Origin of the sequence: Patiriisocius hiemis (genome assembly GCF_031846325.1) — a bacterium.
Lineage (GTDB): Bacteria > Bacteroidota > Bacteroidia > Flavobacteriales > Flavobacteriaceae > Patiriisocius_A > Patiriisocius_A hiemis.
Window position 1 is genome coordinate 260,586 of sequence record NZ_JAVRHZ010000001.1, and the last position, 21,775, is coordinate 282,360.

Annotated in this window: 20 protein-coding genes; 19 read left to right on the top strand and 1 reads right to left on the bottom strand. The window is 33.3% G+C overall.

What is annotated here, in order from left to right; all coding sequences use genetic code 11:
* Positions 1-27 precede the first annotated feature (27 nt).
* The 7 genes from RM538_RS01210 (at position 28) to RM538_RS01240 (ending at position 5,994) form a co-directional block, all read left to right on the top strand.
* The gene (locus tag RM538_RS01210) at positions 28-381 is read left to right on the top strand and encodes a four helix bundle protein (protein ID WP_311331565.1); all 354 of its coding nucleotides are present in this window, start codon (positions 28-30) and stop codon (positions 379-381) included.
* 58 nt (positions 382-439) lie between these two features.
* A complete protein-coding gene (locus tag RM538_RS01215; RefSeq protein WP_311331566.1) occupies positions 440-1,489 on the top strand; it encodes an o-succinylbenzoate synthase in 1,050 nt (349 codons plus the stop codon).
* A gap of 5 nt (positions 1,490-1,494) precedes the next feature.
* The gene (locus tag RM538_RS01220; RefSeq protein ID WP_311331567.1) at positions 1,495-2,436 is read left to right on the top strand and encodes a CPBP family intramembrane glutamic endopeptidase; all 942 of its coding nucleotides are present in this window, start codon (positions 1,495-1,497) and stop codon (positions 2,434-2,436) included.
* A 12-nt stretch (positions 2,437-2,448) separates the two neighbouring features.
* Positions 2,449-3,519, top strand: coding sequence for an AMP-binding protein (locus tag RM538_RS01225; RefSeq protein ID WP_311331568.1), 1,071 nt, complete (start codon positions 2,449-2,451; stop codon positions 3,517-3,519).
* 12 nt (positions 3,520-3,531) lie between these two features.
* On the top strand, positions 3,532-4,758 hold the full coding sequence (locus RM538_RS01230) for a glycosyltransferase (RefSeq protein WP_311331569.1): 1,227 nt from the start codon (positions 3,532-3,534) through the stop codon (positions 4,756-4,758).
* A gap of 146 nt (positions 4,759-4,904) precedes the next feature.
* A complete protein-coding gene (locus tag RM538_RS01235) occupies positions 4,905-5,390 on the top strand; it encodes a sigma-70 family RNA polymerase sigma factor (RefSeq protein WP_311331570.1) in 486 nt (161 codons plus the stop codon).
* Between the two features lie 4 nt (positions 5,391-5,394).
* Positions 5,395-5,994 (top strand): hypothetical protein, encoded by a 600-nt coding sequence (locus RM538_RS01240; protein WP_311331571.1) that lies wholly within the window; start codon positions 5,395-5,397, stop codon positions 5,992-5,994.
* 134 nt (positions 5,995-6,128) lie between these two features.
* On the opposite strand, the gene RM538_RS01245 is transcribed toward RM538_RS01240, so the two are convergent.
* Positions 6,129-8,618: a M14 metallopeptidase family protein gene (locus RM538_RS01245; RefSeq protein ID WP_311331572.1), complete on the bottom strand. Its 2,490-nt coding sequence runs from the start codon at positions 8,616-8,618 to the stop codon at positions 6,129-6,131.
* Between the two features lie 153 nt (positions 8,619-8,771).
* Here RM538_RS01245 and bshC point away from each other — a divergent pair, with 153 nt between their 5' ends.
* The 12 genes from bshC to RM538_RS01305 all read left to right on the top strand — a co-directional run bounded on the left by bshC (position 8,772) and on the right by RM538_RS01305 (position 21,599).
* On the top strand, positions 8,772-10,367 hold the full coding sequence (bshC, locus tag RM538_RS01250; protein ID WP_311331573.1) for a bacillithiol biosynthesis cysteine-adding enzyme BshC: 1,596 nt from the start codon (positions 8,772-8,774) through the stop codon (positions 10,365-10,367).
* A 168-nt stretch (positions 10,368-10,535) separates the two neighbouring features.
* A complete protein-coding gene (locus tag RM538_RS01255; protein ID WP_311331574.1) occupies positions 10,536-11,621 on the top strand; it encodes a hypothetical protein in 1,086 nt (361 codons plus the stop codon).
* The gene (locus RM538_RS01260; protein ID WP_311331575.1) at positions 11,618-12,427 is read left to right on the top strand and encodes a hypothetical protein; all 810 of its coding nucleotides are present in this window, start codon (positions 11,618-11,620) and stop codon (positions 12,425-12,427) included. The genes RM538_RS01255 and RM538_RS01260 overlap by 4 nt, the downstream gene beginning before the upstream one ends.
* A 243-nt stretch (positions 12,428-12,670) precedes the next feature.
* A complete protein-coding gene (locus RM538_RS01265) occupies positions 12,671-13,483 on the top strand; it encodes a hypothetical protein (protein ID WP_311331576.1) in 813 nt (270 codons plus the stop codon).
* 174 nt (positions 13,484-13,657) lie between these two features.
* Positions 13,658-14,632, top strand: coding sequence for a hypothetical protein (locus tag RM538_RS01270; protein ID WP_311331577.1), 975 nt, complete (start codon positions 13,658-13,660; stop codon positions 14,630-14,632).
* Between the two features lie 164 nt (positions 14,633-14,796).
* Positions 14,797-15,255, top strand: coding sequence for a hypothetical protein (locus RM538_RS01275; RefSeq protein WP_311331578.1), 459 nt, complete (start codon positions 14,797-14,799; stop codon positions 15,253-15,255).
* A 145-nt stretch (positions 15,256-15,400) separates the two neighbouring features.
* Positions 15,401-15,982, top strand: coding sequence for an Imm27 family immunity protein (locus RM538_RS01280; RefSeq protein ID WP_311331579.1), 582 nt, complete (start codon positions 15,401-15,403; stop codon positions 15,980-15,982).
* Positions 15,983-16,143: 161 nt separating this feature from the next.
* Entirely contained in the window at positions 16,144-16,851 is a 708-nt protein-coding gene (locus RM538_RS01285) for a hypothetical protein (protein ID WP_311331580.1), read from the top strand.
* A 194-nt stretch (positions 16,852-17,045) separates the two neighbouring features.
* Positions 17,046-17,570, top strand: coding sequence for a DUF6584 family protein (locus tag RM538_RS01290; protein WP_311331581.1), 525 nt, complete (start codon positions 17,046-17,048; stop codon positions 17,568-17,570).
* Positions 17,571-17,746: 176 nt separating this feature from the next.
* Positions 17,747-19,063, top strand: a complete 1,317-nt coding sequence (locus RM538_RS01295) for a gliding motility protein GldB-related protein (RefSeq protein WP_311331582.1) — start codon at positions 17,747-17,749, stop codon at positions 19,061-19,063.
* A gap of 271 nt (positions 19,064-19,334) precedes the next feature.
* Entirely contained in the window at positions 19,335-20,363 is a 1,029-nt protein-coding gene (locus tag RM538_RS01300; protein WP_311331583.1) for a serine hydrolase domain-containing protein, read from the top strand.
* Between the two features lie 165 nt (positions 20,364-20,528).
* Positions 20,529-21,599 carry a hypothetical protein gene (locus RM538_RS01305; RefSeq protein ID WP_311331584.1) on the top strand — a complete coding sequence of 357 codons (1,071 nt, stop codon included), beginning with the start codon at positions 20,529-20,531 and terminating at the stop codon, positions 21,597-21,599.
* Positions 21,600-21,775: the final 176 nt, after the last annotated feature.

Consider the following 21,775-nt stretch of genomic DNA (forward strand, 5'->3'; position numbering starts at 1 on the left):
GACTATAAGATTATTAGATAAATAGGTATGCATAGGTTTAAAGATTTAGAGATATGGAAGAAAAGTAGAAAATTTTGTCAAGAAGTATATACTATAACATCTAGTTTTCCTTCGGAAGAGAAATTTGGAATAATTAATCAGTTACGAAGAGCTTCTGTTTCAATTCCATCTAATATAGCTGAAGGCTGCTCAAGAAAGTCAAATAAAGAATTCTCAAGATTTTTAGAAATTGCTATTGGTTCTTGTTATGAGATTGAAACACAGATTCTAATCTCTAATGACTTGGGTTTCTTGCAAGATGATGACTTACAAGTACTACAATCTAGATTACTTGAAATTATAAAAATGACTTCAAAATTTAAAACTAATCTAACCATCTAACCATCTAACCATCTAACCATCTAACTATCTAAAAATCTATTAATCTATACAATCCACCTTGAAAGCAACCTACCAAAAACACGTATTACAATTTAAACGCCTCTCAGGCACTTCAAGAGGGGTTTTAAAAACAAAAGACACCTACTTTATTGTCATTCATGATAGTAATAAAAAAGGAGTAGGTGAATGCGGGTTATTACGCGGATTAAGTATTGATGATGTACCAGAGTATGAAGAAAAACTACAATGGGTTTGTAATAATATTCATTTGGGTAAAGAAATTTTATATACTGAATTAACTCATTTTCCGTCTATTCAAATAGGAATTGAAACTGCTTTTATGTCTTTACAAAGAGACACACCTTTTTCTATTTTTCCTTCTGAATTTAGTAAAGGAAATACTGCTATCAACATTAACGGACTTATATGGATGGGTGATAAAAGTTTTATGAAAGAACAAATAGCTCAAAAACTTTCTGAAGGTTTTAGTTGCATAAAAATGAAGATAGGTGCTATTGATTTTAAAACTGAAATCGATTTACTCCAAAGTATTCGTTCTGAGTTTTCAGCTTCAGAAATTGAACTTCGAGTAGATGCAAATGGAGCTTTTACCCCTAATGATGCTTTAGAGAAACTTCAACTACTTTCAGAACTAGAATTGCACTCCATAGAGCAGCCTATTAAACAAGGCCAATGGCAAGAAATGGCAGCTTTATGCGAACAAACACCGCTCCCAATTGCTTTGGATGAAGAACTAATAGGAGTTTTTAGTCTTTCAGAAAAACAAAAGTTATTAGAAACAATACAACCGCAATATATTATTTTAAAGCCTAGTCTTATTGGTGGTTTTAAAGGTAGTGACGAGTGGATCTCATTAGCCCAAAAACAGAATATTGGTTGGTGGATTACTTCGGCATTAGAAAGTAATGTAGGATTAAACGCCATTTCGCAATATACTTTTACAAAAAATGTTAAATTGCCGCAAGGATTAGGAACTGGTAGTTTATACACTAACAATATTTCTTCTCCCTTAAGAATTAGTAACGGAACGTTGCTATATGATACTAACTTATCATGGGAAACGAACCTTATTAAAGATTTAAATTAAACACTATGTATATATCTCAAGCATTTAACGTTTTACATGATTGGTGGCGATACCTTGTAGGTGCTATTGTTATTTTTATAGCCTCTCAAGTTGGTAGTATTCCTTTTGTAATTGCGGCTACTGCAAAATTAATGACAGAAGGTGGTGATGTTAATGATTTACAAGATACTTCAAAGTTAATGACCATTTTAGATTCTAACCTTACGCTGTTTTTAATGTTGTTAGGGTTTGCTGTAGGTCTTCTTGGTCTTTATTTTATGGTTAAGTATTTACATAAACAAACAATGCGATCTCTTACAACTTCTAGAAAGAAAGTAGATTGGGGGCGTGTATTTTTTGGGTTTGGTTTAATTGCTATTGTAACAATAGTTTTAACAACTATAGATTATTATAGTAATCCTGATGATTATGTATTACAGTTTGAAGTAGTTCCTTTTTTAATAATGGCACTTATTGCAATTGTGATGATTCCCTTACAAACTAGTTTTGAAGAATACCTTTTTAGAGGTTATTTAATGCAGGGGATAGGTGTGATAGCAAGAAATCGTTGGCTTCCATTAATAGTTACCTCAGTTGTATTTGGAGGACTTCACTTTTTTAATCCTGAAGTAGATAAACTAGGCTCAATTATCATGGTGTATTACATTGGTACTGGTTTCTTTTTGGGGATTATGACGTTGATGGATGAGGGAATGGAATTAGCACTCGGTTTTCATGCCGGCAATAATATGATTGCTGCTATGTTAGTAACAGCAGACTGGACTGTTTTTCAAACAAATTCTATATTAAAAGACATCTCAGAGCCTTCGGCCGGAGTAGATATTCTTATTCCTGTATTGGTAATGTATCCTATTTTCTTAGGTATTATGGCTTGGAAATACAAATGGAAAGGATGGGGAGAAAAACTCTTTGGAAGAGTAACCCCGCCTGCTGAAATTACAGAATAACAAATAAATATTTTGGAAACCTCGCGCATTCATCCATCATTTAAACTCAATGGGCTGTCCTTTGATAACCCTAGTGATCTTTTAGAGTTTGCTACCAAACTTAAAAGAGAGGGAAGTCCGCACGAGATGAGTATGGGTAAGTTTATCTATAAATGGCTAGATGATGATGAATTTGTTAAAGTAAAAACCTCTGGTTCTACAGGAAAACCTAAAAAAATTAAACTAGCTAAGCAATCTATGATTAATAGTGCTGCTGCAACTGGAACTTATTTTAAAACAGGACCAGATACAACAGCATTACTTTGTTTGCATCCCAAATTTATAGCTGGTAAGATGATGTTAGTTCGTGCAATGACTTTAGGTTGGGATTTGCATGTTGTTGCACCAGAAAAAGATGCCCTTACCCAGTACGATAATAAGTACGATTTTGCAGCGATGGTCCCATACCAAGTACACCATTCTATCCAATCATTAAATAAACTTAAAAAACTAATTATAGGTGGTGGTCCTGTTTCATCAGAGTTAGAACAACTACTCGACGAGGTAGAGACCGAATGCTTTGCAACCTATGGCATGACCGAAACGATTACCCACATTGCAGTTAGAAGGATTAATGGCATGGCAAAATCTGAAGCCTATGCCGCACTTCCAAATGTAAAATTTAGTACAGACGTAAGAGGTTGTTTGGTTATTGACGCACCACAAATTACCCCTAATACAATAATCACAAACGATTTAGTTGCGCTAGAAACACCAACTCGCTTTAAATGGCTAGGTCGTTTTGATAATGTAATAAATAGTGGTGGAGTAAAAATTTACCCAGAAACTATAGAAAAAAAATTATCTCCCTTTATTGATACCTCCTTTATTATTACTTCAGAAAAAGATAAAGAACTTGGAGAACGTCTTGTTTTAGTAATTGAGCATGACGACGATGATAATATCCCTAATTACAAAAACGCCTTTGAAGCCTTAGAGCCTTTTGAGAAACCAAAACGAATCTATGCACTCTCTCAATTTCCTTATACAGACAATGGAAAAATAAAGCGAGGAATGGTAAAAAAGGTGCTTGAGAAGAAATAAAGTATTATAATCTTGCAACACCTCTTAATTATTGGACATACCATTCCAGAGCCTACTACTACGGCCGCTGGAACAAGGATGCTACAATTAATTTCACTTTTTAAAGAAGCTGGATATACAATCACTTTTGGGAGTACTGCCGCAATAGGCGAGTACTCCCAAAATTTGGATATACTGGGTGTGTCTTGGCAACCCTTGGAGCTTAATAGTGATAGTTTTAATCAGTTTATTGAAGAACTAAACCCTAGTGTTGTTTTATTTGATAGGTATATAACCGAAGAGCAATTTGGTTGGCGTGTCGCTGAGGTTTGTCCGAGTGCACTTCGTATTTTGGATACTGAAGATTTACACTTTTTACGAAAAGCTAGACAAGAAGCATTTAAAAAGAGTATCTCAATTTCTAATTCAAACTTATATACAGAAACAGCAAAGAGAGAGTTAGCAAGTATCTTACGGTGTGATTTAAGCCTTATTATCTCTGAAGTTGAGTTGACCTTATTGAAAGATAACTTTAAAATTCCTGAAGCGTTGTTGTATTATCTGCCTTTTTTGGTTGATACTACTACTTTAAGCAAGACTCCTTCTTTTGACGAAAGAAAGGATTTTATGTGTATTGGTAATTTTCTACACGCTCCTAATGAAGATGCTGTATTACATTTAAAACAAGACATCTGGCCAAAAATAAGACAACATTTGCCAGGGGCAAGATTACATGTGTTTGGGGGCTATGCAAAACAAAAAATTAAGCAGTTACATAATGAAGCAGACGGCTTTTTAATTAAGGGTTGGGCACCAAGTGTAGAGGATGTAATGGAGAATACAAAAGTAAATCTAGCTCCTTTACGATATGGAGCTGGTTTAAAAGGGAAATTACTAGATGCTATGCACTATGGATTACCAAGTGTTACAACACCAATTGGAGCAGAGGGAATGCATGGTAGTTTGCCTTTTGGAGGATTAATTGCTACTTCAATATATGATTTTGTAAAAGCTTCAGTAACATTATATACTAACAAGGCGGCTTGGGAGACAGCTAAATTAAATGGGCAACAAATTCTTCAAGATAGATTTTCTAAGCAATTATTTTCAGAAGATTTTATAAATAGAGTTCAACAACTTTCAGAAACACTTCAAGAACACCGAAATTCTCATTTTATAGGACAAGTTTTACAACATAGCACTTTACAAAGTCATAAGTACTTAAGTAAGTGGATTGAAGCAAAGAATAAAAACAAGTAATTGTATTATACTATAATTGTATTGTCAATTTGTGTGTCCCGAACTAACGATTGTTTATAATATTTTATACTCTTCAGAAAAAAACTTTTAAAAAAGTGTGATTTTTTTAAAGTGTTAGACACTTATTAGTTGTAATTAGATATTGCATGCAGCAAGAAGAACTATTTATCGTAACCATCAAAGAGAACGAGGGCATTATTTATAAGGTCTCGAGGATGTACACCGATACAGAAGAAGATCAAAAAGATTTGTTTCAAGATATAGTATATCAACTTTGGAAATCTTTTAACTCTTTTAAGGGTAATGCAAAGCGAAGCACCTGGATGTACCGAGTAGCACTAAATACGGCTATTGCATACTTAAATCGTTCCAAAAAACAGATAAAACAGACTTCTTTAGACTTCTCATTACAAATTGCAGAAGAGGAGATTGACACCTCTTTTCAAGAAAAAGTTGATGTCTTGTATATACAAATTAAACAGTTTAGTGTGGTTGAGAGGGGAATTATCCTTTTATATCTGGAAGGTAGAAGTTACGAAGAGATAGCTGCTATTACAGGTTTTACTGAAACAAATGTGGGAACAAGACTCAACAGAATTAAACAAAAATTAAAGAAAACAATTAAAAGCTAAAATTATGGAACTAGAGGAAATGAAATCACTTTGGTCATCCTTAAGTGACAAAGTAGCAAAACAAGAATTAGTAAATAAAAAATTAGTTATGGAAATGACCCAACAGAAATATAAAAACAAGTTTAAAACACTACTTAATTATGAAATAGTAGGATCAGTAATATGCTTTCTAACTGCGGTTTTAATACTTTTTAATCTTGATAAAATGGATACTTGGTATCTTATGACGTGTGCTGTATTCTCATTAGCATTTATATTAGTGTTACCAGTTTTGGTATTAAAAAACCTTATAGGAATTAAAAATATTACCATTGTAAATAGCACCTATAAACAAACAATCACTCACTTTGCAAAAGAAAAAAAGAGACTTATGCTTATACAGCAAATAGGACTTTCTTTTTCCGTTGTATTAATGTTTACAACAATGCCAGTTTTTTCAATGATATTTAATAATAAAGATTTCTTTAAACAAGAATATGGAGTAGGGTTTTGGATTTTTATAGGAGTATTGGCAATTGGAGTACTACTATTTTCATTATGGGGATATAGGTGTTATAAGCGTATAATGAGTAGTGCGGAAGACTTACTTAAAGGAATTGAGTAATTAAAGAAAACCTTTAGGCTTTTAATGTCTGTTCGAGTGCAGTCGTGAACTTTAACTTACTTATAGTTTATAAAGGTTTCGACTGCACTCAACATGACAGCGCAAATTTTATTATTTATACCGGGTATTTTAATTTACAAGCTAACCCCTCTACTATTCGCAAAGAAAATACTATTTACAAACAATAATTTTCCATTTTCCCAGAAAGAACGGAATAGTACATTGTCAACTAAATAAATAACGCTTCCACGACCTATTTTGTCTTCTCCAAAAACTAAAGAGTTTTTTAATTTTGCTTTAGCATCATCACCAGAGAAACCAGCAACACTCACCGCATCTCCTTTTATATATCCTACATTGTATCCATTGTCAAGGAAAGAATACGAACTGCTACCTAGTTTTAAACTGTAATACGTGTCTCCGTAACCAAAAGCCATTGGATGAGAAGGGTCTAAGGTAGTTTTGTAAATACTTCCTGTGATAAAATTCTTTACGCTTTCTCGTTCTCTTTGATCATAAGGAATTAGCTTGTCATCGTCATTATCTTCCTCTTTTTCTTTATCATCATCACTTTCATTGTTTTTTAATGCGAAACCATCTTTTCCTGCAAAATTACCAACGGCACGCCCAAAAGCAATAATCTTTCCGCCACTACGTACCCAGTCTTTTACATCTTTCATTGTATTTTCATTCATTATTCTTCCATACCATCCTTCGGGTACTACTAAAACATCAAATTTTTGTAGCACATCTGCACGAAAACTATTTGTATTAATAGATGTAATAGGGTATTTAAGTTGTTGTTCAAAGAAATGCCAGATAGCACCATAGCTTAGTGACGAAGTTCCATCTCCTTGTAAAACAGCAATACGTTGCTTATTTACTACTTTAATATCTGGAGAACCAAAGTCTGTAATGTTATCAGCAAAACTAGTATTAGATACGTATAATTCTCTTTTATGCTTGTTTGCTATTTCAACTAGCTTACTATGAAAATCAGGATTCTTTCGGTTGTCACTTTTTGTAATAACAAGGCTCCCTCTGTCAAACGCCTTTCCATTAAATTGTAATTTCTTTTCAGAAAAACGAACCACAATATCATGCTTCAGCAAATCTACTAAAAATTGCGCATCGTATAGGCTATTCCATTTTGCAATATATCCCGCAGCACTTGGAGCAGCCGAATTATTTACAGTCATTAGAGGCTTATTGCCATTAGGATTTACCAGGCTTGTAGAAGCAACCGCTTGTAATCCATACGCATGTGGAATACTCCAAGCTGTAATATCATAAGTAAGCGGCTCGCTTAATTTTGCATCTGGCTCAAACAACGCTTTTATCATTTTACCTTTAGGTTGATTGGTAGAAACCACAAGCGCACCAGCAGCGCTCATACTTCCATTTTCATTTTTACTATAATCAAAACCAGAAACGTTTCCGCCACTAGCAAAGCCGTATTGTATTTCATGCTTGTCTAACAAATTTGTAAGCGCATCTATTTTATCAGGATTCCCTTTTAATACATAGCTTTTGTATTTTAAATTGTTATTCTGGAAGAACTTTTTAAACTCATTATTCAGCTTTGCTGCATTTTGAGAAGAAATCTCAACGGTTGAAAGCGCAGTAGTGGTATGATGTGCTACTCTATCAACTAAAGTAAGTTCGTACCCCTCATTTGTATTTACGCCTAATCCTGCAAAACCGTGTCCAGCTTGCTCGTAGGTCATTCCTATAGCTCCCATAAAAGTAGGGTAGGTATCTCCGTAGCTTGGGTATAGTAAATCAAAACGTTCTCTTGTAAAAAACAACCAACCCTCTTTATCAAAATAACGCGCATGGTTTTTACCAATTTGCGTTTGGAAATCACGTTGCCAAGGACTTATAATTTCGTGAAATGGTTCTGCTGCTGGAGCAAAGTAATACGGTTCATTAATTCCTTGTTCATGAAAATCTACATGCACATGCGGCATCCATTTGTTGTATATTTTTAAACGTTGCTGAGACTCTATTTGTGTAGCCCAAGCCCAGTCACGATTTAAGTCAAAAAGATAATGGTTGGGTCTTCCACCTGGCCAAGGTTCATCGTGTTCTGTTGCATACTGTGATGGATTATAAGGAGTTGCTTTAACTTGGTTGTACCAATTGGCATAACGGTCACGTCCATCTGGATTTACACAAGGGTCAATAATCACAACTGTATTTTGTAACCAAGCCTGCTTTTCTGTAATGAGGTCATAAAGTGTTTGCATGGCAGCTTCGGTACTAGATGCTTCATTACCATGTACATTAAAACTTAACCAAACAATCGCAATTTCTGGAGAAGCACTTCCGCTTTCAATTCCAATGTTTTTTAAGTTATTGGTTCTTATGGTTTCAATATTGGCTAGGTTTTGTGGTGAAGACACAATCGCGTAGGTAAGGGGTCTTCGTTCGTTTGTTTTTCCGTAGGTATCATAAGTTACCATCGTACTGTTTTTTGCTACATGCTCAAAATAATTTACTACATCTGCGTGGCGAGAGAATTGTGTACCTATGGTATATTCTAGAAACTCTGAAGGTGATTTAACTTGTGCTAGCGTGCTAGTTATAATAAAAAGGAAGGTGAGTGTAAAGAGTTTTTTCATTTGTGTTTTTTGTTTTATATCGTAATTTGATTGAATGCTAAAGATACTAGTAAATTGTAAATTGAAAGTTGAATTGTAACTCAAATTAACGTAATTTTAGAAGTTGACAGCTTAAAAAGTAGTTATTTTTGTTTCAACTTTCTCAAAAACTCTATGCCCAAAACAACCCTTCCGTATCAAGAAACAGGATATTTTTCAAAACTGATTTGCGATTATCTTGCTGAAAAAGATACTCTTAAAGAGTTCTACGGAAAGTTTCCCAACATTGAAAATTTTGAAAAACAAATAGAGCAAAAGTCATTGTCCTTTGAGGCAGAGTCGAGAACTACTTTAGTTAACCAACTCAACCAACAATACAGCGGTTTTAAAGTTTCAGAAAACACACAAGCTAATATTAATAGTTTGCTGAAGCACAATGCCTTTACTATCACAACGGGGCACCAACTTAATCTCTTTACTGGGCCTTTGTATTTTTTATATAAAATTATTTCAGTAATTAACCTTGCAGAAAAATTAAACAACAAATATCCAGAAAACACTTTTGTGCCTGTGTATTGGATGGCAACAGAAGACCACGATTTTGAAGAAATTAATTATTTTAATTTTAAAGGGAAAAAGATAGCATGGGAGCGAGAAAGTAGTGGAGCTGTGGGTGAATTAGATACCAAAGGGCTTGATAAAGTTTTAAACGTAGTTAAAGCACAATTTGGAGGAAGCGAGCACGCTAAACACTTAATAGCCCTTTTTGAAGAAGCCTACACTAAACACACCAACCTTGCAGACGCTACACGATATATTGCAAATTCCTTATTTGCTAGCTACGGGCTTGTAATAATTGATGGTAATGACACCCAATTAAAAAAGCAGTTTATCCCTTTTGCTGAAAAAGAACTTACCCAACAACTATCCTTTGCGAAAGTTACGGAGACAACAAAAAAACTAACCAACTTAGGCTATCCAGAACAGGTGCATCCTAGAGAGATTAATTTGTTTTATTTAAAAGAAGGACTCCGTGAGCGTATTATAGAAAGAGACGGACGCTTTTATATTAACGAAACCGAAATTTCTTTTTCTACTACCGAAATTTTAAACCAATTAAAAAGACATCCAGAGCGATTTTCGCCCAATGCCTTACTAAGACCGTTATACCAAGAAGTAATTTTGCCTAACCTTTGCTATGTTGGTGGTGGTGGAGAGCTGGCATATTGGTTCCAGTTGCAAGAATACTTTAAAACAGTTGCTATACCCTTTCCAATGTTATTATTGCGAAACTCTGTTTTATTGGTGCCAGAAAAGCTTTTTGAGAAGTTAGAAAAGCTAGACGTAGCTATTAAAGATTTGTTTTTAAAGCAACACCAATTAAAAACAAAACACACCAAGAAACTCTCTGAAATTGATATTGATTTCTCAACCCAGAAATCACATTTGCAACAGCAATTTAAAGACTTATACACATTAGCTAAAAAAACAGATGCCTCTTTTATAGGTGCTGTAGCGGCACAAGAAAAAAAGCAATTAAATGGCTTAGATCATTTAGAAAAACGACTCTTAAAAGCACAAAAAAGAAAACTAGCAGACCAGCTAGAACGCCTTACCCTAATACAAGACGCCTTATTCCCAAGCCAAAGCCTACAGGAGCGTAATACAAACTTCTCTCAGTTTTATCTAGAGTATGGAAATAGTTTAATAAAGCAGTTAAAACAAGAGTTAAACCCGTTAGAGGATGGGTTTACGATTTTAAAATTGTAACTGTTATAAAATTCTAGGTTTTATTAACGTAAACGTTTTTTTATTTTTTATGTAGCTTTACAGGATAACGTTAACAAAAAACTCATGGTATCCTGATTTATTTACGGGATAACGCTAATAAATAAAGCGATATAACGAGTTGTGCTTCATACTGAAAAAACTGAATTTATGAGAAAAATTATATTAATTCTATTGACTTTTCTATCCATAACGAGTGCTTATTCTCAGTCAAAGGTCATAAAAGAAGCGGAAAAATGTGAAGGTTGTGCGACCGCAGAACAAATTAGACATATAGAAAAACTTCAAGTTGAGTTAGATAAATTAGTTGATAGAATTCCACCAATAAACAATGATGTAACTACCGATTTGGAATTATTGAAAAAACACTTAGAGAAAAACGAGCAAGCACTAAACTACATTTATAGCAATCAACTCTCTGCCAAGTGTACAAAACTAAAACAGCTTCAGGGTAAAGCGAACTTGCCAGCCACATGTAATATTGAACGTAGAATTGAACTGCTAGAAAATATGAATGAGCGGCTTGTGGTTAAAATTGAAAGCATAGTAAACCCAAAACAAACAGAAGCAGGAAAGCAAGAAAGTGCCAGAATAAATAGCCACGTTATTACCATGAGTGAATTGGAGAATGAACTGGAAATGCTTGATGACGAATTCAAGACAAATAGTACCAAAAAAGCCAAAACCAATAACAAGAGCCTTGATGATATTTTAGCCGAACTCGACAATGAGACAAATTCGAGCGAAAGTGACTTTCTAGAATCCCTTGATGAAAACACCGATGCCAAGGCTTTTACAATTAACACTAAGGATGGAAAACAAGGTGTAATAGACAACAATGGAAATGTACTTATTCCTTATGGTGATTGGCGTATCATGGAGTATAAAATGGGTATTGCCCAGGTATATGTTGAATTAGAATCTTTATGGGATTGCGATTGTTATAGTGAATACTTAGAAGATAGAGTCAATTTTCGGGGGACACCTGTTGCGCTTATTTGGAAGAGTGGATACGTTGACAAAACAGGTAAATTTATAGATGATCCAAAAATTGAATTTAGCACCGATTGTACAATTAATTTGCGATTATCATTATGGAGCAGTAGTATGACGGAATCTGAAATAGAGAGAGCTAAAGAAAGACAGAGAAAGGAAATTACGCTTGCCGAAAAAAAATGCCAAACAAATGCTGAATCTTGGAAAGAAGAAATGTTAACCAAATATGAAAAACCATGAATAGAATAGTATGTCTAATAAGCTTTTTATTATTTGCCCAAATAGCTATTGGGCAGATAGACAAGCAAACTGAGAACAAAATCAAAGTAAAATACCTAAGTGCACAAGCAGATTATAAAGCAGCAAACTATTGGGACGCGCTAGAAAATATTAAAGAAATTGAAGCACTAGCAGACGGCCAAAAGGTTGCGTCCGTGCAAAATATCAAGGTAAAATGCTATATAGGGGTTAAGCAATATGACAAAGCAAAAAAGGAACTCGAAGCATTGTATGTTCTGAACCCTTCGCCAAAAATCTTGAAAGATATTGCTAGTTATGAAAGTAAGATTAATGCAGGGATTGAATTAATTAATCAAGAGAAAAGTAAACTCAAAATATCTAATGGCATAGCAAATATTCAGCCTAGCAAAGATAATGGTTATATTGTAGATTATCCATATTCTTGGACTATACAAGATTGTTATAATGAAACAGTACTTCTAATAAAATTACAATCAGAAAAACAAACAATAAAGGGATACCGATATAAGGGAATAACATATACAAATATTGAACTTGATGCTAGGTTAGCTACAAATTCTATTGTATTTGTTTTTGATGTTTATTATGATGACACCTTAATTGGTGAATTGAAAGCAGAGAATGTAACAGGTTCTTTTTCAGGATGCTTTGGAGAAACATTCTATCTAAGTGAAATTGATAAATTCAATAAAGAAAGACATAACCAAATAGAAAAATTTGGTTTAAAATTAAAAGCCGCAACTGGTGGTAGTGAAGATTATAGTTTAAACAGTCGACTTAATTAATTTACTTTTAGGTTTATAAAACATGACTAATTTGAGATTAAAAAACACCACCCAAAAATCGCAGCGTATGTACAGTAACTCCAGATTCCGTGAATCCGTTCGAGAGGTCCGCAGATAATAATGGAATAATAATGGAAGGAAGGGCTTCACGTTTCAAATTAGGGAAAAAGAAAGAGCAGAAAAAAAATGCCAAGTTGTTATGAAGGCTTGGGAGCAAGAAATGTTAACTAAATATGCTAAACAATGAATAGAATAATATGCCTAATTAGCTTTTTATTTTTTGCCCAAATAGCTATTGGGCAGATAGACGAGCAAACTCAGAACAAAATCAAAGTAAAATACCTAAGTGCAAAAGCAGATTATAAAACAGCTAACTATTGGGACGCGCTAGAAGATATTAAAGAAATTGAAGCACTAACAGACGGCCAAAAGGTTGCGTCCGTGCAGAATCTCAAGGTAAAATGCTATATAGGAATTGAGCAATATGACAAAGCAAAAAAGGGACTCAATGCATTATATGCCATGAATCCTTCTTCTAAAATTCTAAAAGACATAGCCTCCTATGAAGGAAAAATTGATTCTGGAATAAAGGCAGAAATTAAGAGAAAAGAGGAAGTACGACTAGAAGTCATTGAAAAAGAATTGGAGCTAGAGAGAAAAAAAGAAATAAAGAAAGCCTCTGAGTTGAATAAAGATAAGTACTACTCATTCAATGAAATTGATAAAGGTCCTATTTTTCCAGGATGTGTAATCACAAATAATGATTTAAAAAAATGTTTTCACAATAAAGTAACTAAATTAATTAATAAAAAGTTTGATATTGATATACTAAATCAAATTCAGTCATCATCTGGTCAAATAAAATTAGGGTTAACTTTTACAATAGATTACTTAGGAAACATTATTAACATTAAAGGAAACACAGAAAATGAAATATTGAATAAGGAATTGGTAAGAATTGGAAACTTTATTCCAAAAAGATTAGTGCCAGGCGAAATTAATGGAATTCCAGTAAATGTTAATTACAGTTTATTAACTACTATCTACAAAAATTAATTTAATATTATTAAAAGTACGAAAGCACAACAATGTGTATAAGTAATAGCGGTTTAAGTGATAAAACGAAAGTATAAACATAAAATTAAGGTCAGTGCTAAACTGAAAAGTTAGTGAGTAGAAATCCGCTACTACTCATACACTAGACCGTTGTAAACAAGCCTGAAAAAAAATATGGGATTAAGAGAAAAACTTTTGGAATTAAGGGAACGACAAAAAAAATCGATTCCTTCAAGAGTTTTCTTTAATCATTTCTTTGCAATTACATATTGTATTTCTTGTAATGATGACAGATTTAAGCTTAAGAAGATACCCTATTACAATAAAATAAAAATTAAAAACCCTGATTTTAAAATCAAAGAAGTTAAAAAACTACTTTGGAATTCTTGGAGTACTGAATACGCCTACAGAATTGGAGAACAGATTGACAATGCTGAATATTACAAGTTTTCACTTCATTGGAATTTTCCTCAAGCCTACTATTCTGCGTATTTATCAATGACTGCATTTCACGAAACACAAGGAATTGCGAATGACCAACACGAAAAATCAATAAAACTGTTTGGGAATTCAGTAAAGGACAAACATTATCCATCCGCAATTGGATTTTACAGCAATGGACTAAAAGACGAGTTTCAATATAACGGACTTCCTACTTTCAAAGGTTTTCCTAAAGACAATAGCCCTTTGACAAAAATTGATTGTTTGGAGGACGCTGAATTACAAGTAGCGACATTTCTAAAAACCACGAGAAAACAAAATGCAAATGATAAAAGAGAACGTTTTAAAAAGCAGAATGACAAAAGATTTTTGAACGGAAAAAAAGAATTTAGAAAAGCATTTAGTAAAAAACATTGGGATATTATTTACGGAACTATTCCTGAAACATCTGTATTTAATTTGCTATATAGATTACGAATAAAGGCAAATTATAGAGACATTGAAACTTTTATTAATGCAGATATAGATTTCAAGAGTTTCCACACGAGTTTGGGAGAATTAATTGACTATTTAAATTTTGTACACGAAGCATATATTGTGAAAGCAATTGGAATAGACAAATACGAGAAAATTCTCAATGAATTTCCAAGTCATCTAAACGACCGAACTGCATTGAGAAGATTTTATGAAATAATCAAAAAAATATGAAAAAAGGCCAGTTTACAACAATGTATAACCGCAATTACGGCGGATTCGACTACGTCCGAATCCACTCGGAATTGCTAACGTCAGTGCTAAACCAAAAATTAACGCATATAAACCCGTAACTGACGGTTATACGAGACCGTTGGCATTCATTGATACAAAAAACGATGAAATTAAAATTAATTTATTTGACTTTTATTATCGGATTTTTAAATATCTCGAAAATTCATTCTCAATCTGACCTGAAACTTGTAAAAAAGAAAAACGGAAAAACAGTTCACTTTACAATGGTTGACAAAACACCTTTCGAAAGTGATTGTGACGGAATTTCGGACGAAAAAGAAAGGACGCAATGTTTGGAAAAAAGTTTACGTGACCAAATTCTAAATCTGATTGAGAAAGACTATGAATATTATGGAGAAATGTATGTTTGGTTTACATTAGACAAAAAAGGAAACGTGTCTGATATTGCTACTAAAGGATATCCAAGCTCACCTGAATTTGAAAAAGATATTAAAAAAGCAGTTACGGAATTAAATCTGTCTAAATCGACTTATCGAAAACGGAAAGTTAATGTTAGATGTTATACTCGTGTTCTGCCGAAAGTTATTAATCCGAAAAAATAACTACACACAACAACGTGTATAAAAAATTGCTATTTTGTGCTTAATTCTATGGTTGTTGCACGTTTGCTACGTCTGATTTTCCTTCGGAAAATCCTCGCACGCAAACACGCAACTTTCCATATACAAAACCGTTGTACAACATTTGATGAAAACCAGAGAAATTATAGGAAAATGGGAGTTTATAGGTGGTAAAGTTATTGCTGACAGCAATTGCAAAACCATAGAATCAATGATTAAAAACGAACTAATTAAACTTGAATCTAGCGAAGGTGGTTGGACATCAAAATATCAAGGTAATGATGGGAGAATTTGGGAATTGAGTTATCCAGAAAGCCATTTACAAGGTGGTGGACCACCAAAACTGATTCAAATAAGTAGCGGAATGAGAAGAATTGCGAATCTGACCAAACCGAAAGACGGAATTAAACGACTTATGATTTTTAATGACGATTATGGGACTTACCTATTCGGATATAAAAATACAGAGGATTGCGGAGCAGAATGGGACGAATGGTATGAAACGGAAAATGACGCAATGGAATTATGCGAAACGGAATACGGAATTATTAAATCGGATTGGACTGAAATCCCAAATCCTGAACCTAATTGCCAACACGATTGGATAAATCCAGTTAGAATAAAAGGAAGCGACAACGGAAAACCTGAATTCGGAAAATTAGAAAAGTTGATTAACGGAAAATGGACGGAGTTTGAGCCGACTGAATAAAAAAACGTTGTACAACACCGTGTATAATTAATTGCTTTGGTCGTTGCTTATTTGGAAAATTCCTTCGGAATTTTCTCGCGTTCGTTTTTGTTTACTAAATTAGTTGCTGAAACACGCAACTAACCATACACAAACACGTTAGGCACAATATGAACAAAGCTTTGAGACAAATATTATCAATTGGAATTTTGACATTGTTTCTGACTCAAATTGGATTCAGTCAATCGATTGACAAATTTGTCGACTCGACAATCAAAGTTGATAGCCTAAATGTTCCATCGGATTTAAAACAAGCTTACTTTCCGAAAGAAATTCTTCCTGAAGTTACAACGGAATGGATTATGGAAAACGATACCACTTATTCAATTAAGACAAAAGTTAAAATAGGAACTTATGACGAATTTGTTGCGAATTGGTATTCAGAGCATCTTCACGCAATGAAAGAACCTTTGTTGTTTAATAGGAAAATTGACAAAGAAGTTTATCGCTTTACTTGGTTGAGAACTTTTGACAAACCAATGACTTTTAGATTTGAAAAAAGAAATGAAAAATATATTCTTTATTGGAAAGTGCTAAATGGTGCTGGTGGATATGAACCTGGAGAAATAGAAATTGAACGATTGAAAATACTAACCGAAAAAGAATGGAATGAATTTAACCAACTTATCGGAAAAGCGGATTTTTGGAAAATGGATTTAGGTCGTAGTTCAAACGGAACTGATGGTTCTGAATGGATTATGGAAGGTGTAAATCAAACGGATTATAGAGCTGTAATTGTTTGCTCACCAAGTAAAGGAGATTTTTATAATGCTTGTGATTATCTGATTTCCTTAACGAATTTGAAAATATCTGAAAAAGACAAATATTAAAAATACTGTGCCTAACACCGTGTAAAAAACATTGCTTATTTTAGTTTAACCGTTTGGTCGTTGCTTTGTTTGCTAGCTTCTGATTTTCCTTCGGAAAATCCTCGCACTCAAACACGCAACGTTCCTTACACATAAACGTTGTGGTGCATTTAAGAAAAATAATCTTCTGATAAATAAAATTTGAATAAGTGAGCTTGGAAAACAAATTAAGAAGTATCGAAGCAGACATCCAGAATGGATTGAAATATAAATCGGCAGATCGTTTGCGCAATCTGATTAATGAACATCCAAACGAACAAAAGTTATGGAATAGACTTGCAGAATTATATTATGATAGCGGATTTTTGGACTCTGCTGGAAAATATTGGATTTTGACCGAACCGACTGATGAGCGAATTAAAAAATGTGTTGAGATTTATGAAAAGTCCGTGAATTATTCTGGGTATCAAATTTTGCAAGAAATCACTTTTCGTGGAGACAAAACAAAACTTTCAAAATATGCTCAAAAAAAGTTAGCGGAATTAGAATCTGACAGCAAAGAAAAAACCAATCATATTCCAGAATTTAAGCCAAAAGTCAATAAACCGAAAAAGCAAAATAAGAAATACGTTCAGACTTTTAAAGACAAACTAGGAGGATATGTAATATTTGGAATTGTTGCGGTAATTGTAGTTTTGATTATAATTGGCTTTGTATCTGTAATTAAATGGATATTCTAGCAATAAAAACGACACCACAACATTGTATATAAAAAATTGCTATTTTGTGCTTAACCAATGTGAGTTGCTTTGTTTGCTTGCATCTGATTTTCCTTCGAAAAATCCTCGCACGCAAACACGCAACTTTCCATATACAAAACCGTTATGTGCAGGCTGAATAAAAACAAAATTGAACTATGAAAAAAGCTTTGATTTTACTGATTACAGGATTAACCCTAGTAAACTGTAATAAGAGACAACAATTAAATCAAAACGTTATAACAACTGATATTCCAAACTTTTGGAACGCATATGATAATATCACGTCAACTAAAGATTCTGTCTTGCAATATAAATATCTTGACAGTTTATATTTTCAAAAAGGAACTGTAGGATTAGAAGGAATTAGACAAGCAAGAAATTATACACCAGAAGATTATATAAACGCAATAAATAGTTATCCAAAATTTTGGAAATCAATTCGAGAAAACACCTTACAAGCAGGCGAAGTGAGTACCGAATTAGAACTTGGAATTGATAAGCTCAAAGCAATTTATCCTGAATTAAAACCCGCAAAAATCTACTTCACTATAGGAGCCTTTCGTACAGGAGGTACAACAATTGATAGTTTGGTTCTTATAGGTTCTGAAATATCATTGGCTGATAGCACAGCTGAGACAAGCGAATTTCCAGAAAACTTTTCCTATTTAAAATCGCATTTTGCAACAAATCCAAACAAACACCTGGTGTTTTTAAATGTCCACGAATATGTACATACACAACAAAACCCTAGAGTTTTCAATATCCTTTCACTTACGTTATATGAAGGAGTAGCGGAATTTGTAGCTTCAAAAGCACTTGATAAAACATCACCCAATCCTCAAATAGCATTTGGTAAAGAAAATGCTAAAAGAATACAAGAAGTATATGAAATTGAAATGTTTTATCCCAATAACCGATATAAATGGTTGGACGGAAATGCCCCGAATGAATTTGGCATGAGAGATTTAGGGTATTATGTCGGATATCAGATATGCGAAAACTATTACAATCAGGCCGATGATAAATTAAATGCAATAAAAACAATGATTGAGTTGGATTACACTAACGAATCAGAAGTAGAAGAATTCGTGAAAAAGTCAAATTATTTTTCCGAAACGCTTGACGTTTTATATCAAAATTTTGAAAACAAAAGACCTTACATTGTCGGTATAATCCAATTTGAAAACAAAAGCCAAAATGTGAGTCCCAAAACCAAGGCAATTACTGTAACATTTTCTGAACCGTTAAATGGGTATAATACAGGTGTGGATTTTGGAGATTTAGGACAAGAAGCATTTCCAAAAGGTACTTTGAATGGAAGAAAGTGGGCTGATGACAATAAATCTTGGACATTACCAGTAGAATTAGAGCCAAACAAAAACTATCAGATATTAATCTCAAATAATTTTAGAACAGAAAATAGTATTCCTTTAAAACCATACTTAATAGAATTTAAAACCAGAAAAGAATAAAGCCAGCTCACAACAACGTATATAACTCATAGCTAGTAGGTTGCTTAAACTAAGTTAAGGTATATTTGCAAGTCCGCCAAATTTTTTAATTTGGCTTATTGAGAAAAAAGATAATAAGAAAAATTAAAAAATTCGGCTCGTGCTTAATCCGAAAACAATTTCATAATTTACACGCTACGAGCCATATACACAACCGTTGTGGCTAATTTGAAAAAACTGAACTTTCCTAAATTATGAAACCATACAAAAAAAAGAAAACTGAAACAGAAGAATGATAAAAAATAAAAAAGCCAAATGGATTGTAAGAGCATTATTGCTTATTGGAACTGTAGTTTCATTATTTTTCGTTCCTTGGGTTTTGGTAAAGGCTTGGATTTTACCGCTACCAAATACTGTTCAAGAACAAGTAGATGAAGCAATAGATTATGGTTTTGACGGTATGATTGTTTATGTAGACCAAGCAAGAAAACAACCCCAGTTCTATACTGGCGGTTGGAAAAATAGAGAAAAGAAAATTCCAGCCGACCCAAAATCATTGTTCAAAATTGCCAGTATTAGTAAGTTATATACAGCCGTAGCAGCTACGAAATTGGTCAAAGAAAAGCGTTTGTCTTTTGATAAGTCGTTAACCGATTATCTTCCCGAACTAAAAGGAAGAATTGAAAATGCTGATGAAATCACATTGAAAATGATGATTCAACACCGGTCTGGAATTCCAAATTTTACCGACAATCCAGCGTTTTGGGAAAACGAAGAAGAAAATGGCAAAAATGCCTTAGGTTTTGCTTTAGACTTACCTGCTAGTTTTAAACCAGACAAAGGATATGAATATTCAAACACGAATTATTTATTGCTTCGTAAGATTTTGGATAAGGTATTAGGATACAATCATAACGAGTATATAAAAGAAAAAATTTTGAAACCTCTTGAATTGAAAAATACATTTTTTTCGATTAATGATGTTGATTTGTACGATGTAATGAGCGGATATTATGTAGGAATTGAAGAAGATTTTAAAGCCCGTGACTTTGGAATGTTAGCAACCGCAGAGGATGTTGGAACATTTTTGAGAGCATTGAATGATGGTTCTGTATTTGAAGAAGGAGAACAGGAATTATATCCGTACGAATATAATCACGGTGGTTTAGTCATTGGTTATCAAAGTCTGGCAGAATACCATAAAGATATAGATGCGGTTGTCGTTCAATTTATTAACACAACAGATTTTGAAGGTTATGAATGGAATTTATCGGAAATTATAATTAACCGAATTGTGAAAATTATTAAAAAGAAAAACTAGCCACAACAATGGCTATAAACAATTGGGGTGAAAGTGATAAAGCTAAAAGATAAACATAAAACAAAGGTAGGTGCTAAACCGAAAAGTTAGGGTACAAAATCCCCAACTGTTTATAGCCGAGACCGTTGTAAAACATAATCAACCAAACACATAAACCAAGGAAAGATGAAAAAATTAATCCTAATTACATGTTTTTTGACAAGCATTTTCGCACAAGCTCAAGAATATACATTTATTTCTGATAGCTTAAGATTACTTCCGATGCAAGAACTGATGAAAAAAGAACCACCAGCAGATTTTGAACCCGTTTATTATGAGGATGGCACACCAGTAGCCTTTAAAGAAGTGTTACCTCTAATAATAGAACGAAAATTAATACCTCGCATGTTTGTTGATGAAAATGGAGAATATAAAGCGTTGGTTGTAAAAAGCACTCTTAAAAATGAAGACATAAGAATTGTATATGAAAACATACCTGAATCATTATCGAAGTCAGGCTATTCATTTGGAAACCCTGATAGTGATACGGTAATCATAAACATAGATGGTGGGCCTAGAAATAATCTTAGTACATATGGATTTGAATTTGCATTTAGCGTTCAAGGTGGAATAGATGAAAACGACTATTTTTTAATAAATATGCGTGAATCACAAACACTACATCCAGAAGAAACAGAAAAGGAAGAAATTTCGTGGGAACAGGCGAAAAATTATAATATAAAAACGGTAAAAACACTTTATGAGCTAATTAGTTATTTTAAATCAGAACATAAAAAAGTGTATGTTGTTGGTGGCTCTTACGGCTCTTTAGTTGGCTTACAATCTCTTGCTGATTACAACAATATTGCAGACGGATATTTATTAATGTTTGGTAGACTTGATATGACTAAAGAAGTCAGTACAGCTTATTCTAAAGGATATGACGCTAATTTTGAAGAAGACGCAATTACGCCAAAAATTGGGGAAAAATCTGATAATGTATATACAGTTAATATGCGAAAAATTGCCGCAGCAATGAATAGAGATATAAAATATACCGAATTACTAAAAGATGTAAATCTTTCTAACCTCATTTACTTTTATAGCGAAACCGACCAAAGCGTTGGCAAACTAACAGAAAAGGAAGCAACATTCCTCAAATCAAAAAACGCTGAAGTAGTAAGTGTGAAAATTGAACACGGAAAATATTTCGAACTAGTTTTAAAAGATGGATTGGAAATGATGTTAGAAGATTAAAAATCAGTATAAATCACGTTTTACAACAATGTGTATAATTCATTGCTAGTTATAGCTTACTTACGAAAATCCTCGCGGATTTTCTATCTATGATTTGTTTGCTAACTTTAATGCTTAACCACGCAACGACACGAGAGGCAAATGCCTCGAACTGACGAAGTAAATCATACACTAGA

Excerpts from the sequence above, each read along its gene's own strand:
- RM538_RS01295 (WP_311331582.1), top strand. The coding sequence starts at position 17,747 with ATGAAAAAAGCTTTGATTTTACTGATTACAGGATTAACCCTAGTAAAC.
- RM538_RS01300 (WP_311331583.1), top strand. The coding sequence starts at position 19,335 with ATGATAAAAAATAAAAAAGCCAAATGGATTGTAAGAGCATTATTGCTT.
- RM538_RS01255 (WP_311331574.1), top strand. The coding sequence starts at position 10,536 with ATGAGAAAAATTATATTAATTCTATTGACTTTTCTATCCATAACGAGT.
- RM538_RS01220 (WP_311331567.1), top strand. The coding sequence starts at position 1,495 with ATGTATATATCTCAAGCATTTAACGTTTTACATGATTGGTGGCGATAC.
- RM538_RS01245 (WP_311331572.1), bottom strand. The coding sequence starts at position 8,618 with ATGAAAAAACTCTTTACACTCACCTTCCTTTTTATTATAACTAGCACG.
- RM538_RS01210 (WP_311331565.1), top strand. The coding sequence starts at position 28 with ATGCATAGGTTTAAAGATTTAGAGATATGGAAGAAAAGTAGAAAATTT.
- RM538_RS01305 (WP_311331584.1), top strand. The coding sequence starts at position 20,529 with ATGAAAAAATTAATCCTAATTACATGTTTTTTGACAAGCATTTTCGCA.
- RM538_RS01265 (WP_311331576.1), top strand. The coding sequence starts at position 12,671 with ATGAATAGAATAATATGCCTAATTAGCTTTTTATTTTTTGCCCAAATA.
- RM538_RS01235 (WP_311331570.1), top strand. The coding sequence starts at position 4,905 with ATGCAGCAAGAAGAACTATTTATCGTAACCATCAAAGAGAACGAGGGC.
- RM538_RS01275 (WP_311331578.1), top strand. The coding sequence starts at position 14,797 with ATGAAATTAAAATTAATTTATTTGACTTTTATTATCGGATTTTTAAAT.
- RM538_RS01260 (WP_311331575.1), top strand. The coding sequence starts at position 11,618 with ATGAATAGAATAGTATGTCTAATAAGCTTTTTATTATTTGCCCAAATA.
- RM538_RS01240 (WP_311331571.1), top strand. The coding sequence starts at position 5,395 with ATGGAACTAGAGGAAATGAAATCACTTTGGTCATCCTTAAGTGACAAA.
- bshC (WP_311331573.1), top strand. The coding sequence starts at position 8,772 with ATGCCCAAAACAACCCTTCCGTATCAAGAAACAGGATATTTTTCAAAA.
- RM538_RS01280 (WP_311331579.1), top strand. The coding sequence starts at position 15,401 with ATGAAAACCAGAGAAATTATAGGAAAATGGGAGTTTATAGGTGGTAAA.
- RM538_RS01270 (WP_311331577.1), top strand. The coding sequence starts at position 13,658 with ATGGGATTAAGAGAAAAACTTTTGGAATTAAGGGAACGACAAAAAAAA.